Origin of the sequence: Actinoallomurus sp. NPDC050550 (assembly GCF_040655075.1) — a bacterium.
Taxonomy (GTDB): domain Bacteria; phylum Actinomycetota; class Actinomycetes; order Streptosporangiales; family Streptosporangiaceae; genus Actinoallomurus.
The window spans coordinates 19,154-33,233 of record NZ_JBFAJC010000089.1; the positions used below are offsets into that span (position 1 = coordinate 19,154).

The window sequence follows — 14,080 nt, forward strand, 5'->3', positions numbered from 1 at the left end:
CGTACGGGGAGGACGGCACGCCCGGTGCCGTCCTCCCCGCGTGAAGAGAGGCGAATCTCGGTTCCAGAGCCTCGGCCCAGGAGCGTCACTCCTGGCCGCCTCGGCTGTTGCCGGTGGTCCCGAGGCTGGTGGAGCTCAGCTCGTCGTGACGTGCACGTAGTCGACGACGAGCTGCGCCGGGAACGGGGTGCTGCTGTTCGGGTCGCCCGGCCAGTAGCCGCCCACGGCGAGGTTGACGATGATGTAGAAGGGGTGGTCGAACACCCAGTGGTTGCCGTTCAGGTCGGCGGGCGTGCGGGTCTCGTAGACGTGGCCGTCGACCGACCACTTGATCGAGTTCGGCGACCAGTCGATCGCGAAGGTGTGGAAGTTGTCGTAGAAGTGCGCGCCGCCGGGCAGGGTGTACCCGGCGCCGATGCCGTTCGAGCCGGAGTAGCCCGGGCCGTGGATGGTGCCGTGCACGGCGCCCGGTTCGAACCCGACGTTCTCCATGATGTCGATCTCGCCGCTGTTCGGCCAGCCGACACTGCCGATGTTGTTACCGAGCATCCAGAAGGCCGGCCACATCCCCTGGCCCTTCGGGATCTTCATCCTGGTCTCGAAGTGACCGTACTTCTGAGTAAAGGTGGACGCGGTCGACAGTCGGGCCGAGGTGTACTGGCAGGTCCCGTACCAGCATTTATAGCCGCCCGGATTGTCCTTGCGGGCGGTGATGACCAGGTGGCCCTGGCCGTCCAGCGCGGCGTTGTGCGTGCCGCTGGTGTAGTACTCGCGCTCATGGTTGTTGACGTTGTCGCCGGTCTCCGGGCGCCACTTGCTCGAGTTGACGGCCGATCCGGCGGCGCCGTTGAAGTCGTCGGTGAAGGTGGCGGTGGCGGCCACCGCGGCGGCCGGGGCGATCGTGGAGTGGCCGCCGCCCGCGGCCACGGCGGCGGTACCGCCCAGCCCGGTGACCAGCAGGGCTGCCAGCAGCAGCCGGCCCGGCCTGAGTCGGCGGGATGACGAGGACATCGCTTTCCCTTTCGTGGTGGAAGAGATGGAACGGAGCGCCGGGTCAGCTCGGGAGCGTCCACTTCTGGTTCGCGCTACCCGCGCAGTCCCAGATCTGCAGCCGCGTACCGTTGGCCGAACTCGGGCCCGTGGCGTCGAGACAGCGCCCGGAGTTCGGGTTGACCAGCGAGCCGTTCGCGCCCGCCTGCCACTTCTGCGCGCCCGTGCCGTTGCAGTCGTACAACTGCACCTGGGTGCCGTTGGCGGTGCCGGCGGCGGTCACGTCCATGCACTTACCGAGTGCCTGCAGGGTCTGGTCCGAGCCGACGGTCCACTGCTGCGCCGACGTGCCGTTGCAGTCGTACAGCTGCACCGCCGTGCCGTTCGCGCTGTTCGCCCCCGCCACGTCCACGCACTTGCCGCCGTAGCCGGTGATCTGGCCGGTGGAACCGGTGGGCGGGGGCGTGCCGCCGCCTCCGGTGATGGCGTTGAAGGTGCCGGCGAACTGGTACGCGCTCTGGGAGGTCCCGCTGCAGGTGTCGGACAGGGTGCCGTTGCTCGCGCAGGCCTTGTCGCGGCCCAGCGCCCAGTAGGCGAGTTCCTGGATGCCGTTGCTCGCGGCGAAGCTCTCCAGGGAGGAGGCGTTGGCGGTCGTGAAGACCTCGTTCGTGGAGTCGTTCACCCCGATCATCGGGGTGTTGCCCTCCATCGCCCACAGCTGGGCGGAGGTCTTCGACGTCCAGATCTGACCGAGCTGGCCGTGCAGCGCGGTCGCCGCGTTGATCGCGGCCTGCCCCATGTCCATGGACGGGCCGTAGTCCATCGTCATGATGTTGACGGCGTTGACGGTGACGCCACGGCTCTTGGCGTTGTTCAGCAGGCTGAGCGAATCGGACAGCAGGCCGGAGGGGTCGACCGGCAGGGTGTAGTCGACGTCCAGGTGCTTGCCCGCGGCCGCGTACTGCTGCTGGAGATCGGCGAGGGCCTGGTTGCGGCGGTCGTTCGCGGTCGTGTCGTCCAGCGCCGCGCCCTCGATGTCGAGGTCGATCCGCGTCAGGTTGAGCGTGTCGATGGCCTTCTTGTACTGCGCCTCCAGCGTGGACACCGAGCCGCACGCCTGGCCGAGTTCGGTGCCCGACGCGCCGCCGAAGGAGGCGATGACGTCGCCGCCGGAGGCGCGCAGGTTGTTGATGGCGGTCAGCCAGCCGCTGTTGTCGATGGCCGTGTCGCCGTTCCACGTGGCGTTGCAGCCGCCTCCGCCGATGACGAAGGCGAGCGTGTAGTACTTCAGCCCGGTGGCCGACTGGGCGTTCGCCATCGCGGACGTCGAACCCCAGGTCTCGACGTACGGGGCGGCGTAGTGGGCGGGGAAGCCGGGGCCGGGGTTCGCTGAGGCGGCGTATGCCGGGCTCGCGCCGAACAGCAGGCCGGCGACGGGTATCGCGGCTGCTATCAGTGCTTTCAGGCGGGGACTGGACATGCGGGGATCCTCCTGATGGGGTCTTCGGCTCACGCCGACGGAGGGGTCGCGGGCGGTCGCCCGGGACCGGGGCCCCCGGGCGGTCGCCCAGGGGCCCGTGCGGAGAGGTTCAGGGGGGCTCAGGAGCCGGGGAGCGTCCACTGCTGGTTGGAGCCGCCGGAGCAGTCCCAGATCTGCAGCCGGGTGCCGTTGGCGGAGCTGACGCCGGTGGCGTCCAGGCAGCGACCCGAGGCGGGGTTGACGAGGGTCGACCCGGATCCCCGGGTCCACTGCTGGGCGCCGGTCCCGTTGCAGTCGTAGAGCTGGACCTGGGTGCCGTTGGCCGTGCCGGCCGAGGTGAGGTCCATGCACTTGCCCAGGGCCTGGATCGTGCCGTCCGAGCCGACCGTCCACTGCTGCGCGGCCGTGCCGTTGCAGTCGTACAGCTGGACGGCGGTGCCGTTGGCGCTGTTCGCGCCGGCGACGTCGACGCATTTGCCGCCGATGCCGGTGATCTGGCCGGTGGCGCCACCGCCGCCGCCGCTCTGGGTGCCGTTCCAGGTGAAGGTCGCGGTGGTCCGGGCGGGCAGCGTGTAGACGAAGGACTGGCCGCCCCAGTTCACCTTGACGGACTGGGAGGCGCCGCTGTCGTTGTAGGCGATCAGCGCCTTCGATCCGTCCGGGTTCTGCCAGGCGACGTTGGGCACGGCGCTGTTCGCGGTGGAGGCGATCCGGTACGCCCCGGGCCGGACGAACTTGGTCAGGTGGCCCATGTCGTAGTACTCGATGTTGTAGTCGACCTGGCCGCTGCGGGAGTCGCCGTTGTGCACGGTGATCAGGCCGGTGCAGGTGCCGCAGCCGCCGTTGTGCGGGCCCATGTTCTGGTCGACGGCGAGCGACCACTTGACGACGCTCTTCCCCCAGTTGCGGGTGTAGTCGACGATGTTGTGCATGTCCTCCTTCTGCTGGTCGCCGATCCACGTGCCGCCGGAGTGCTCGGTGTCGTAGGCGTCCACGGAGGGGTACTGGTCGTGCACGGTGGTCTGCTCGCCGACGTCGCCGCCGTAGCCGTGCCAGGCGATCCCGCCGAAGAGGGAGTCGTTCCGGATGGTGGAGTCGTCGACCACGGGGGCGCCGTAGCCGCTGTAGGCGTCCCAGTTCCAGTCGAGGGCCAGCACCTTCGTTGACAGACCCGCCGCGTGCAGCGCGGGTAGCAGGTCCGTCTTGGTGAAGTAGTTCAGGCCCGAGCCGTTCCAGCTCATCGACGGGTAGCCGTTGCAGCAGGTCGGCTCGTTCTGCGCGGTGACGAGGTCGACGTGCACGCCCTGCGCCTCGTACGCTTGGAGGTACTTCACGAAGTACTGGGCGTAGGCCGCGTAGTACTGGGACTGCAGCCAGCCTGGGTTGTTGAAGTCGCCGTTGTCCTTCATCCAGGCCGGTGCGCTCCACGGCGTGCCCATGACCGTGAGGTTCGGGTTGAGCTGCCGGGCCTGCTTGGTGAGGGGCAGGACGTCGGCCAGGTCGTGCGCGATGGAGAAGTGCGCGAGCGGGGGGTCGGTCTGGCCGGCTGGCATGTCGTCGAACGAGTAGCTGTAGCGCGCCAGGTCGGAGGCGCCCATCGGGTTCCGCAGGAAGCTGAGCCCGATCCCGGCGGAGGGGTCGAAGAGCTTCTGCATGACCTGGGTACGGGTGGCGGAGCTGAGTGCGCCGCTGCTGTTCATGAGCCAGGCGGCCGTGTCGGTGAACGACGCGCCGGCGCCGGTGAACCGCTGGTACTTCGTGTTCTCGTCCACGGTGATGGTCTGGTTCGCGCCGCCGCCGGTGCCGAAGGAGACCGGCGTCTGCTGCTGCAGGCCGCGGGTGACGTGGCGTCCGCCGGAGTCGTCGGTGGTGGTGAGCCAGATGTTCACGGACTCGCCCGCGGCCCTGGCGGGGGCCGGGCCGCTCACCAGCGCGGCGATGAGGACGAGGAGCGCACAGAGGGGCAGGGTGATGGACCGGTGCGAACGCGCGGGGTCGACGCGATGGAGCACGGTGCTTCCCTTCGGTCCGGAGCGAAGTGTGGCAGCCTCCCCCGAAGGCAACTGACAGGAAGGCTTCCTATCAGTCATCCCGGACACTAACCGCCTTAAAACAAGGTGTCAACAAAGTCCGTTGCGCCTGGACAACAGCCTGCGGGGAGGGCGGCCGATCCGTTATACCGAGCAGGCCGTCGACCCACCCTTATGCGCGCCTTAACGGATGCTTATGCCACGGAGGAGGCCGCCCGGCAGGCCGCCCCGGGAGGGGCGATCCGCCAGGAGAAGCCGCCAGTCCCGACCAGCGCGACTTGACGGCGCACATTGATGGCGATACCAAAAGGAAAACCACGTAGGAACAGGCAGCGAACCAACATCATGTACGCCGAAGAACGCCAGCAGGAGATTCTCCGCCGCACCCGTGAGGCCGGCCGGGTCGACGTCGTGACGCTCGCGGAGGACTTCGGCGTCACGATGGAGACCATCCGCCGGGATCTGACGGTCCTCGAGCGGGCGGGCACGCTGCGCCGCGTGCACGGCGGGGCGATCCCCGTCGAGCGACTCGGCTTCGAGCCGGCGCTCGCCGCCCGCGACGCCGTGCTGACGGCCGAGAAGGAGCGCATCGCCAAGGCTGCTCTCGCCGAGTTGCCGGACGAGGGATCGGTCATCATCGACGCGGGCTCGACGACCGGGCGTCTGGTCGAGGTCCTGCCGAGCGACCGGGAGCTGACCGTCATCGTCAACTCCCCGCCTCTTGCGACGGTCCTCGCGACGCGCCCGAACCTGAACGTGATCATGCTGGGCGGCCGGGTCCGCGGGCGTACGCTCGCGACGGTCGACGACTGGGCGATGCGGCCGCTCGACCGGCTTCGCGTCGACGTGGCGTTCATGGGCACGAACGGATGCTCCGTGGAGGCCGGGCTGACCACGCCCGACCCGGCCGAGGCCGCGATGAAGGAGTCGATGATGAAGGCCGCGCGGCGCACGGTCGTCCTCGTCGACCACACCAAGGTGGGCAACGACTACCTCGCGCGGTTCGCCGCGTTGTCCGAGGTCAGCGTTCTGATCACGGACACCGGCCTGGACGCCGGACTCGCCGCGGACCTCGCAGCGGAGGGCCCGGAAGTCGTACGCGTGTGACGCGGACCACACGCTGAACCTCTGCGGCCTTGAGCTGCGTATTACCGATTGCCTTGCGGCGACTGACGACGCCGTTGACAACCAACACAAAGCGCGATAAACAAAAGTAGAAGCAACCGGAAGACAGCCAAACGGGCATCGACCGGTGGCGCCTACGCGGAAGCGGAGGCCGAACATGACGCGTTCTCCCCGGCCCGGCCACAGACGTCGCAGCCGGCCACTCGGCGGAAAACGGAAGTACGCCGCGGTCTGGCTGCTCGTCACCTCCGGTGCCGTCGTGACCTCCTACTGCGGCATCCAGGAGATCTACGCGACGGGAAGCGAGACCCACCAGGCTCTGCCGGTGGTGGTCCCGCCGTCGCCGGCGCCGCCGAGCACCACGCCCGCCGCCGCGAAGCGCACGCCCGGTCCAAACCCACCGCGGGCGTCGATCCGCCCCCGGCCCACGCCGACCCGGTCCCGGCCCGCTTCCTTACCCACGCCGACGGCCGCCCCCGCCGTCACGATCACCTCTCCCCCGGATCAGGCCAAGGTCAACGGCCGGGCCGGAGTGCTGGTCCACGGACGCGTCGGCGACCTCCGGGGCGATGTCCTGCGCATCTTCGTCTACGCCCCGGACGGGCGGTTCTACCTGACCGACGACGGCCCGGTACGGGCCCAGGGCGGCCGGTGGAGCTCGTCGATCCAGCAGATCGGCGACGGCACGCGCGACATCGGCCGATTCTTCAAGATCACGGCGATCCGGGCGGACGCGGCCTGCCAGGACACGATCCAGGGACGCACCCGGGACGTCAACGGCAACATCGCCTTCCTGGAGGTGCCGCCCGGCTGCTCGATCGCCGACGCGGTGGCGGTGCTCAAGACGGCGTGGGGCTGACCACGCTCATCGGGCGGTGCCGGCGACCGGGGTCGTACCGACCGACCGGGCTCACGACGACGCGCGATGGCCGACCGGGCTCACGACTGCACGCGGTGGCCGACCGGGCTCACGACGACGCGCGATGGGCCGGCCGTCCCGGAAGCAGCCGCGCCGCGCGGCTCCGCCTGCGGCGCCTCCGCCGCACGACGGTCGTGCGCAGCCAGATTCCCACCTGCGCGCCTCCCATGGCGGATCGGTCGATGCGCAGCTCACCGCCGGTGGACTCCGCCAGCCGGCGCACGATGTCCAGGCCCAACCCCGTCGAGCCGCCTCCGGACCTCCCCCGCTGCAGCATGAGCTGGGGATCGGCGATCCCCGGCCCCGCGTCGGAGACCAGGACGCCGACCCGGTCGGGACCGGTCCGCATCGTCACCGCGAACTCCGTGCCCTCGGGCGTGTGGTGGAACAGGTTCCCCAGCACGGCGTCCAGCGCGGCCGCGAGCTCACCGCGGCCGACCGGCACCGGCACCGGGCGGTCGAGCCCGTGCAGCCGCCAGCGGCGGCCCTGGTCCTCGGCCAGCACCGACCAGAACGCGACGCGGTCCTGGACGACCTCGGTCGCGTCGCACGTGGTCGTCGCGTGTTCCCCGCCGGGGCGCTGCGCGGTCTTGATGACGATGTCGATCTCCTGCTCCATGCGGGTCATCGCCAGGCGCGCCTTCCGCATCTCCGGTCCCTGGCCGAGACGGTCGATGTTCAGCCGGAGGGCGGTCAGCGGCGTGCGCAGGCGGTGCGACAGGTCGGCCGCGAACTGGCGTTCGGCCGTCAGCCGCTGCGCGATCTGGTCCGCCATGGCGTTGAAGGCGTACGCGGCCTCCTCCAGTTCGGGCGGCCCTTCCGGGCGGATGCGAACGGTCACGTCACCGGAGCCGAGCCGGGCCGCCGCGCCCGCCAGCCGCCGCGCGGAGCCGACCACTCGCCGGCCCAGCCGATCCGCGGCGAGGATCGAGCACGCCACCAGGAACACGGCGACCAGGGTCATCACGATCCAGGCCGATACGACACCGGGCGGGAGGCCGCCGGCGCCCACATCGACCTCCACCACGGCCATGCCCGCGTTCCCGGCCGGGACGGGCTGCAGCACCACCGGCCGATGGCCGACGCTCGCCTCCAGCGCCTGCCCCCGGTCGCGGACCCCCGCGATGACCGCCGGGGACACCGCCGACTGCTCCCCGATCCGCGTTCCCCCGGGCATCGTCACGCCGATGCGGTCCCGGCCGCCGGCGGACGCGCCCGCGATCGCCCGGCTCACCACGGCCGGATCGCCGGAGGCCACCACGACCGGGAGGACCGCGCCGACCCGGCGCTGAGCGCGGATGACCGCACGGTCGGCCGCCGCCTCGCGTACGACCAGGGCGGACGGGATCAGGAAGGCCAAAGCGACCATCGAGGTCACCGCCAGCGCGACCATCGCGAGGGATCGCCTCACGTCGGGTCCATGAGCTTGAACCCGACCCCGCGCACCGTGTGGAGGTAGCGCGGGGCGGCCGCGGTCTCGCCGAGCTTGCGGCGCAACCAGGACAGGTGCACGTCGATGGTCTGGTCGTCGCCGTACGGCTGCTGCCACACCTCGGACCGCAGATCGGCGCGCGAGACGACCTCCCCGGCCCGCGATGCGAGGAAGGCCAGCAGGTCGAACTCCCGCCGCGTCAGCTCGATGGGCCGCGAATCGAGCTGCACCTCACGCCGGACGACGTCGATGCGCAGCCCGCCGACCTCAATGACCGTGGACTCGCCGCCACCGCGCGCACGCCGCAGAACCGCGCCGAGCCGTGCCTCGAGCTGATCGATCGTGAACGGCTTGACCACATAATCATCCGCCCCGGCGTTCAGCAGCCGCACGACTTCCTGATCGTCGTCGCGAGCCGTCACCACGATGACCGGAACCTCGGATACCGCGCGCAGCATCTTGAGCAATTCGAAACCGTCGAGATCGGGTAGCCCGAGATCCAGCAGAACCGCATCGGGCGGCCGGTCGGAGATATCGCGCAGCGCCTCCCAGGCGGCCCCGACGCTGCGGACGGAGTGGCGGCGTTCGGTCAGGTCGTGTACAAGTGCGGTCCGGACATCGACGTCGTCTTCCACCACTAATACCTTCGCCATGACGAAACTGTACTACCTGCCCTCTCGCCGAATCTGCTTTCTCTTGGCCGAATAATCGGCGATGACCTGCGAGATCTCGTCGACGTTGACACTCTTCGCGTATTCGGAGTGATGGGCCTTGGTTCCGTGCTCCGCGGTCGTCGGCAAGGCGACGACGGCCGTGGTGAGGGTGGCGACGTTCGCGGCGGCGATGACGAAGATGGTCACCAACCGCGGCTTTCCGGCCATGCGGATGTTCATTCGATCTCCATTCCGCGAGCGCGCGAAGGGGCCGGGCGGCCCGTGGTGCGGCCGCCTGGCCCCCTGCGGTCACTTGCGCACGTTGCCTGCCGCGTCCTGCGTGATCACCATGTTCTGGACCTCCCTGCGCAGGCCCGGCGAGCCCTCGCCCGGGCCCTGGCCGTTGTCGCCGCAGACCCGGTTCTTCTCCTCGTCGGTCATGGGGCGTTCCTTGAACGTCACGTTGTGCGTGCCGGCGTCCTTGTCGTCGGTGACCGAGCCTCCGACGTACCACTCGAAGTGCGCGTCGCCGTCGTCCGAGGTCTTCACCCGGTCCCCGTAGTTGATCTGCCAGTGACCGTTGACCTTCAGCATCTCCGTGGAGAGCTCGAGCCAGCCGACGTTGCCGGGCTGGACGTGGTGGGTGTCGCCGTTCCAGGTCCAGGTGCCCTTGTTCCAGACGTGGCCGTAGCTGGCCTCCACCCCGATCTCGATGGCCTCCCCCAGTTTGAACTTGGGGCCGCCGCTGATCCCAAAGCTGTTCGACTCCTCGACGGTGTCAGTGATCTGGTACTGGTGGTCCTGCGGGGCGGTCGTGCAGTTCCAGGCGTATTCGTCGTTCTGCGGGACGTGGAAGTCCGACTGGAACGACTCCTGGCTCTCCGGGACGAACTTGCACCGGTCGGCCTTGTAGGGGACGGTCACGCCGGAGTCGGGACAGGTGTCGAGCAGATCACCCGTGACCGTGACCACCTTCGCGTTCGCCGGCCCGGCCGGAAGAAGCAGTCCGGCCCCGACCATCGCGGCTCCCGTGAGTGCGACCAGGCCCGCACGTACTCGGTTCATCGAATTCCTCCTCGATGAGTTTTGCTGACACCTCCTTTATAGTCGGAAATGGGCATCAGTACTTTAGCTGCCACTTAAGAGCCGCATAACGAATTTTGAGGACACGCCTTTTTGATTCGCTAATTTAAGCCGCCCTAATGAAATGGCGACCCGGCACACAAAAATGCCCCCCGCGACGGCGGGGGGCATTCTTTCGAGGCCGGCGTCAGGGGTTTGCGGAGAGCACCGCCGCCCGGGCCGCGGCGGCGTCGGCGGCGTCGAGCGCCAGCCGGGCCAGCTCCTCGCATTCGGCACGCTTGTGCGCGGCGAGACGGGCGCGTACGGCGGGCACGCTGCGCGGGCTCATCGACAGTTTCGTGACGCCCAGGCCGACCAGCACCGGCGCGAGGGCGGGATCGGCGGCGGCCTCACCGCACACCCCGACCGGCCTGCCGCCGCGCCCACCGGCGGCCGCGCAGGCCGCGATCAGCTGCAACAGGGCCGGTTGCCACGGGTCGAGTAGGTCGGCGAGGGCGCCCGACTGCCGGTCGGCGGCCAGGGTGTACTGGCTGAGGTCGTTGGTGCCGATGCTGAGGAAGTCGGCGACCTCGAGAAGGCGCTCGGCCCGCAGGGCGGCGGCCGGTACCTCGACCATCACGCCGGCCGTGCGCAGGCCGTACGCCCGGGCCCGCGTGACGAAGTCCTCCGCCTCCACGGGGGTCGACACCATGGGGGCCATCACCCACACGTCCGTGGTCGTGCATTCAGCGGCCCGCGCGATCGCCTCCAGCTGGGTTTCCATGATGTGGGGCTGGTCCCGGGCCACCCGCAGGCCGCGCACGCCGAGCGCCGGATTCGGCTCCTCCGGAAGGCCGAGGAAGGGCAGCGGCTTGTCCGCACCGGCGTCCAGCGTCCGTACGACGACGGTGCCCTCCGGGAAGAGGGCGAACACCTCGGCGTACGCGGCGACCTGTTCGTCCAGGCCGGGCGCGTCCCTGCGGTCCAGGAAGAGGAACTCGGTGCGGAACAGGCCGACCCCGGTGACCCCGTCGAGGTCCGCTCCCCGGAGATCGGCGGCTGACCCGATGTTGACCATGAGGTCGACCGAATGCCCGTCCGCCGTACGCCCGGGGCCGCGCCCGGCGGCGAGCCTGGCCCGCTCGTCGTCCGCCCGCGCGCGTACCTCCGCCGCCTCCTCGTCGCCGACGCCCGCGCGGACTCCGCCGCCGGTGCCGTCCACCGTGACCAGCGTGCCGTCCGGCACGTCGAGGATCCCGGCGCAGCCGACGACCGCGGGCAGGCCGAGCGCCCGCGCGAGGATCGCGGTGTGGCTGGTCGGTCCACCGCGCTCGGTGACCAGGGCGAGCACGGTCTCCGGGTCGAGCCCGACCGTATCTGCGGGCGCCAGGTCGTCGGCGACCAGGACGAACGGATGCCCGGGCGCCGGCAGGCCCGGCATCGGCCGGCCGAGAGCGGCGGCGATCGCCCGGTGCGCGATGTCGTCGAGGTCGGCCGCGCGTTCGCCGAGGTACCCGCCGAGCGCGGCGAGGATCTCCCGGTGCCGGTCGAAGGTGGTCCGCAGCGCGTGCGGGGCGTCCTCCCCGCTCCGTACGCACTCGGCCACCCCATCCCGGAGGGTCGGATCCGCGGCGATCATCGCCTGCGCCGCCAGGATGTCGCGGGCCTCGCCGGTGGCCGCGTCGGCGCGGGCCCGCAGGTCGGCCTCGGTGGCCTCCAGCGCCCGTACGGCCGCAGCGAGTTCGCGGTCCGGGTCGGTGCCCGGGAGGTCGGTCGGGGCAGGTTGGTTGGGAAGAACGGGACGCCTGTCCGGCAACGCGGGCGGGGACGCCATCCGCGCCACCGGGCCGGCGGCCAGGCCGGGGCCGACCCCGATGCCCTGGAGGGTCCGCGGCGGCGCGCCGACCGGGACGTCGAGGTCAGGCATCGGCCGCTTCCTCGGCGTCCAGGTCACGGGCGAGCAGGGCCGCGAGCGAGTCGAGGGCCGCGTCGGCGCCCGGCCCGTCGGCCTCGAGGGTGACCTCGGTGCCGTGCCCGGCGCCGAGGGACAGCACGGCGAGCATGCTCGCGGCGGGTACGGCCGGGCCGTCCCCGACGCGGATGCGCACGGGTACGTTCTGGTCGGCGGCGGCCTTGACGAACAGCGCCGCCGGCCTCGCGTGCAGGCCGGTGCGGGAGGCGATGGCCACGGTACGCGTCGACATGTCTGCTCCTCGTCAGGGCTCGATGGTGACCTTGATCGCGGTGCCTTGGGACACGATGTCGATGCCCTTCAACACGTCGGTCAGGGGGAGGTGGTGGGTGATCAGGTCGGTGACGGGCACGGCGCCGGTGGCGATGAGGTCCAGGGCGCGGGCGTTGTGGGCGGGGCTGGATCCGTTGGCGCCCACGATCGTCAGCTCCCGGTAGTGCACCAGGTTGGAGTCGAGCGCGATGATCGGGTTGTCCTTGGGCAGCCCGCCGAAGAAACTGATCCGGCCCTGGCGTGCGGTCATCTGTAGGGCCTGTTCCTGGGCGGCGCCCGAGGCCGCGGCGGTGATCACCACGTCGGCGCCCCGGCCGTTCGTCAGCTTCAGCACCTGATCGACGACGTCGGTGCCGGTCAGTGCCGCGTCGGGGTGCACCCGTTCGGCGGACATGGCCAGGCGTTCGGCGTTGAGGTCGGCCAGGAAGATCCGCGCCGCTCCCCGGGAGCGGGCCAGGCGGACGTGCAGGCAGCCGATCGGCCCGGCGCCGATCACCACCACGTCATCGCCCTCCCCCACCCGGGCCAGCTCCTGGCCGTTGAGGACACAGGCGAGCGGCTCGGCGACGGAGGCCTCGGCGAAGCCGACGCCATCGGGGATGCGGTTCAGACCGTCGACGGCCAGGACCTTGGCGGGCACGATGGTGTACTCGGCGAAGCCGCCGTCGTAGTGATAGCCCATCGACTCCTGGTTCGGGCACACGGTCATGTGCCCGCGGCGGCATTCCTCACAGTGCCCGCAGGGGATCGCGGCGATCACCTGCACCCGGTCCCCGGGCTGCCATCCGGTCACGCCGTCGCCGACCTCCGCGATCTCGCCGGCGATCTCGTGGCCCATGACGCGGGGCGGGCGGATGTGGTGGTGGCCGTACTTGGAGATCTTGACGTCGGTGCCGCAGGTGGAGCAGTTCCGCACCCGGACCTTGACCTCACCAGGCCCCGGCGACGGCTCGGGCGCATCCTCCAGGCGGATGTCTCCGGGGGCGTGGAATCGGGCGACCTTCACTGAATAACCTCCTCTGCGGCCGGCTGCAGCAGCCGGACCACCTCATCGACGTTCGCGCTCTCTCGCAGCGCGCGGGCACTGTCCGGATCGAGCAGGATCTGGGCCAGCTCCGAGAGCAGCCGGACGTGCCCGTCACCCTTGGCGGCGATCCCGACGCACAGCTTCACCAGGTGCCCGTCCCAGTCGACTCCGTCGGGGAAGCGCAGCACGCAGATCGCGTCGTGGCGGACGGCGTCCTTGCCTTCGAGCGTGCCGTGGGGGATGGCCACGCCCTCCCCCACGTAGGTCGGGACCGAACGCTCGCGTTCGACCATCGCCTCGATGTACGAGGCGTCGACCGCCCCCACGCCCACGAGTGCGTGTCCGCACTGGCGGATCGCCTCGTCCCGGTCGGCCGCGACCGCGTCCAGGCGGATCGCGGCGCGATCGAGCAGGTCAGGCATTGAACTCGCTCCCGTTCTTGATGGCGGTCACCAGGCGGGTCACCGCCGGGTCGCCGAGGAAGACCTGGAAGGTCACGATCGGGGTGTCGGGGGCCGATGCCTTGGCCCGCGCGCCCAGACCGGCGTGGCAGACCACGACGTCGGCGTCGCCGGGGATGGAGTTGACCGGGGTGTGCTCCACCTCGACCGAGAACTTCCGCAGTTCCTTGCGCAGCTGGCTGGCCAGCATGACGCTGCTGCCCATGCCCGCGTCGCAGGCCACCACGAGCTTCTTGACGTCCTTACCGTTCATTTCCGTCCTCACGCTCCCTGGGGTTCGGTGCGGGCCGCAGGCCGCTCGACAGCAGTTTCATCTTCGGCGGTCTCCTCCGCGGACTCGGACTCGGACTCGGATTCGGCGAGCCGGCCGAAGCCCAGGAGCACCGAGCCGACGGCGAAGGACACGGCGGCGGCGATGAACACACCCGCGAAGACGCCGAACCAACTGCCCTTCGGAGCCTCTGCCGCGTACGCGAAGATGCTGCCCGGCGACGGAGTGGCGACCAGGCCCGCGCCGGTGATCATGAAGGTTCCGATGCCCGCCGCGCCGCCGGCGATGGAGGCGAGGATGAGTCGCGGTTTCATCAGGACGTAGGGGAAGTAGATCTCGTGGATGCCGCCGAGGAATTGGATGACGATCGCGGCGGGGACGCTGG

At 70.4% G+C, this 14,080-nt stretch carries 14 protein-coding genes and 1 pseudogene; 2 read left to right on the top strand and 13 right to left on the bottom strand.

Annotation, left to right across the window (positions count from 1 at the left end; genetic code table 11):
- Positions 1 to 135: 135 nt before the first annotated feature.
- The 3 genes from AB0I04_RS52400 to AB0I04_RS52410 form a co-directional block, all read right to left on the bottom strand.
- Positions 136 to 1,011 carry a glycoside hydrolase family 16 protein gene (locus AB0I04_RS52400; RefSeq protein ID WP_360903581.1) on the bottom strand — a complete coding sequence of 292 codons (876 nt, stop codon included), beginning with the start codon at positions 1,009 to 1,011 and terminating at the stop codon, positions 136 to 138.
- 43 nt (positions 1,012 to 1,054) lie between these two features.
- Complete coding sequence (locus AB0I04_RS52405) at positions 1,055 to 2,470, bottom strand: RICIN domain-containing protein (protein ID WP_360903584.1); 1,416 nt, start codon at positions 2,468 to 2,470, stop codon at positions 1,055 to 1,057.
- Positions 2,471 to 2,589: 119 nt separating this feature from the next.
- Complete coding sequence (locus AB0I04_RS52410; protein ID WP_360903587.1) at positions 2,590 to 4,482, bottom strand: RICIN domain-containing protein; 1,893 nt, start codon at positions 4,480 to 4,482, stop codon at positions 2,590 to 2,592.
- A 363-nt stretch (positions 4,483 to 4,845) separates the two neighbouring features.
- On the opposite strand from AB0I04_RS52410, the gene AB0I04_RS52415 reads away from it, so the two are divergent.
- Together AB0I04_RS52415 and AB0I04_RS52420 are read left to right on the top strand one after the other, a co-directional pair.
- Complete coding sequence (locus tag AB0I04_RS52415; RefSeq protein ID WP_360903590.1) at positions 4,846 to 5,607, top strand: DeoR/GlpR family DNA-binding transcription regulator; 762 nt, start codon at positions 4,846 to 4,848, stop codon at positions 5,605 to 5,607.
- Positions 5,608 to 5,782: 175 nt separating this feature from the next.
- The gene (locus tag AB0I04_RS52420; RefSeq protein WP_360903593.1) at positions 5,783 to 6,484 is read left to right on the top strand and encodes a hypothetical protein; all 702 of its coding nucleotides are present in this window, start codon (positions 5,783 to 5,785) and stop codon (positions 6,482 to 6,484) included.
- A gap of 109 nt (positions 6,485 to 6,593) precedes the next feature.
- Here the strand turns inward: AB0I04_RS52420 and AB0I04_RS52425 are convergent, their stop codons facing one another.
- The 10 genes and pseudogenes from AB0I04_RS52425 to AB0I04_RS52470 all read right to left on the bottom strand — a co-directional run.
- On the bottom strand, positions 6,594 to 7,955 hold the full coding sequence (locus AB0I04_RS52425; protein WP_360903596.1) for a HAMP domain-containing sensor histidine kinase: 1,362 nt from the start codon (positions 7,953 to 7,955) through the stop codon (positions 6,594 to 6,596).
- Positions 7,952 to 8,629, bottom strand: coding sequence for a response regulator transcription factor (locus tag AB0I04_RS52430; protein ID WP_360903599.1), 678 nt, complete (start codon positions 8,627 to 8,629; stop codon positions 7,952 to 7,954). Before AB0I04_RS52430 ends, AB0I04_RS52425 begins: the two co-directional genes overlap by 4 nt.
- Positions 8,630 to 8,641: 12 nt before the next feature.
- Positions 8,642 to 8,869, bottom strand: coding sequence for a hypothetical protein (locus AB0I04_RS52435; RefSeq protein ID WP_360903602.1), 228 nt, complete (start codon positions 8,867 to 8,869; stop codon positions 8,642 to 8,644).
- 69 nt (positions 8,870 to 8,938) lie between these two features.
- Positions 8,939 to 9,694 carry a hypothetical protein gene (locus tag AB0I04_RS52440; protein ID WP_360903605.1) on the bottom strand — a complete coding sequence of 252 codons (756 nt, stop codon included), beginning with the start codon at positions 9,692 to 9,694 and terminating at the stop codon, positions 8,939 to 8,941.
- A 205-nt stretch (positions 9,695 to 9,899) separates the two neighbouring features.
- Entirely contained in the window at positions 9,900 to 11,618 is a 1,719-nt protein-coding gene (ptsP, locus tag AB0I04_RS52445) for a phosphoenolpyruvate--protein phosphotransferase (protein WP_360903608.1), read from the bottom strand.
- Positions 11,611 to 11,895 carry an HPr family phosphocarrier protein gene (locus tag AB0I04_RS52450; RefSeq protein WP_360903611.1) on the bottom strand — a complete coding sequence of 95 codons (285 nt, stop codon included), beginning with the start codon at positions 11,893 to 11,895 and terminating at the stop codon, positions 11,611 to 11,613. The genes ptsP and AB0I04_RS52450 overlap by 8 nt, the downstream gene beginning before the upstream one ends.
- Before the next feature lie 12 nt (positions 11,896 to 11,907).
- Positions 11,908 to 12,942: a zinc-dependent dehydrogenase gene (locus AB0I04_RS52455; protein WP_360903614.1), complete on the bottom strand. Its 1,035-nt coding sequence runs from the start codon at positions 12,940 to 12,942 to the stop codon at positions 11,908 to 11,910.
- Positions 12,939 to 13,385 carry a PTS sugar transporter subunit IIA gene (locus tag AB0I04_RS52460; protein ID WP_360903617.1) on the bottom strand — a complete coding sequence of 149 codons (447 nt, stop codon included), beginning with the start codon at positions 13,383 to 13,385 and terminating at the stop codon, positions 12,939 to 12,941. Before AB0I04_RS52460 ends, AB0I04_RS52455 begins: the two co-directional genes overlap by 4 nt.
- Complete coding sequence (locus AB0I04_RS52465; protein ID WP_360903620.1) at positions 13,378 to 13,677, bottom strand: PTS lactose transporter subunit IIB; 300 nt, start codon at positions 13,675 to 13,677, stop codon at positions 13,378 to 13,380. Before AB0I04_RS52465 ends, AB0I04_RS52460 begins: the two co-directional genes overlap by 8 nt.
- A gap of 8 nt (positions 13,678 to 13,685) precedes the next feature.
- Positions 13,686 to 14,080 (bottom strand): annotated as a pseudogene (locus AB0I04_RS52470) (PTS mannose transporter subunit IIA); the annotation flags it as partial.

What these genes read in the sequence shown, in the direction of transcription:
- AB0I04_RS52420 (WP_360903593.1), top strand. Translation starts at nt 5,783, where the DNA reads ATGACGCGTTCTCCCCGGCCCGGCCACAGACGTCGCAGCCGGCCACTC.
- AB0I04_RS52465 (WP_360903620.1), bottom strand. Translation starts at nt 13,677, where the DNA reads ATGAACGGTAAGGACGTCAAGAAGCTCGTGGTGGCCTGCGACGCGGGC.
- AB0I04_RS52440 (WP_360903605.1), bottom strand. Translation starts at nt 9,694, where the DNA reads ATGAACCGAGTACGTGCGGGCCTGGTCGCACTCACGGGAGCCGCGATG.
- AB0I04_RS52400 (WP_360903581.1), bottom strand. Translation starts at nt 1,011, where the DNA reads ATGTCCTCGTCATCCCGCCGACTCAGGCCGGGCCGGCTGCTGCTGGCA.
- AB0I04_RS52450 (WP_360903611.1), bottom strand. Translation starts at nt 11,895, where the DNA reads ATGTCGACGCGTACCGTGGCCATCGCCTCCCGCACCGGCCTGCACGCG.
- ptsP (WP_360903608.1), bottom strand. Translation starts at nt 11,618, where the DNA reads ATGCCTGACCTCGACGTCCCGGTCGGCGCGCCGCCGCGGACCCTCCAG.
- AB0I04_RS52405 (WP_360903584.1), bottom strand. Translation starts at nt 2,470, where the DNA reads ATGTCCAGTCCCCGCCTGAAAGCACTGATAGCAGCCGCGATACCCGTC.
- AB0I04_RS52430 (WP_360903599.1), bottom strand. Translation starts at nt 8,629, where the DNA reads ATGGCGAAGGTATTAGTGGTGGAAGACGACGTCGATGTCCGGACCGCA.
- AB0I04_RS52415 (WP_360903590.1), top strand. Translation starts at nt 4,846, where the DNA reads ATGTACGCCGAAGAACGCCAGCAGGAGATTCTCCGCCGCACCCGTGAG.
- AB0I04_RS52460 (WP_360903617.1), bottom strand. Translation starts at nt 13,385, where the DNA reads ATGCCTGACCTGCTCGATCGCGCCGCGATCCGCCTGGACGCGGTCGCG.
- AB0I04_RS52435 (WP_360903602.1), bottom strand. Translation starts at nt 8,869, where the DNA reads ATGAACATCCGCATGGCCGGAAAGCCGCGGTTGGTGACCATCTTCGTC.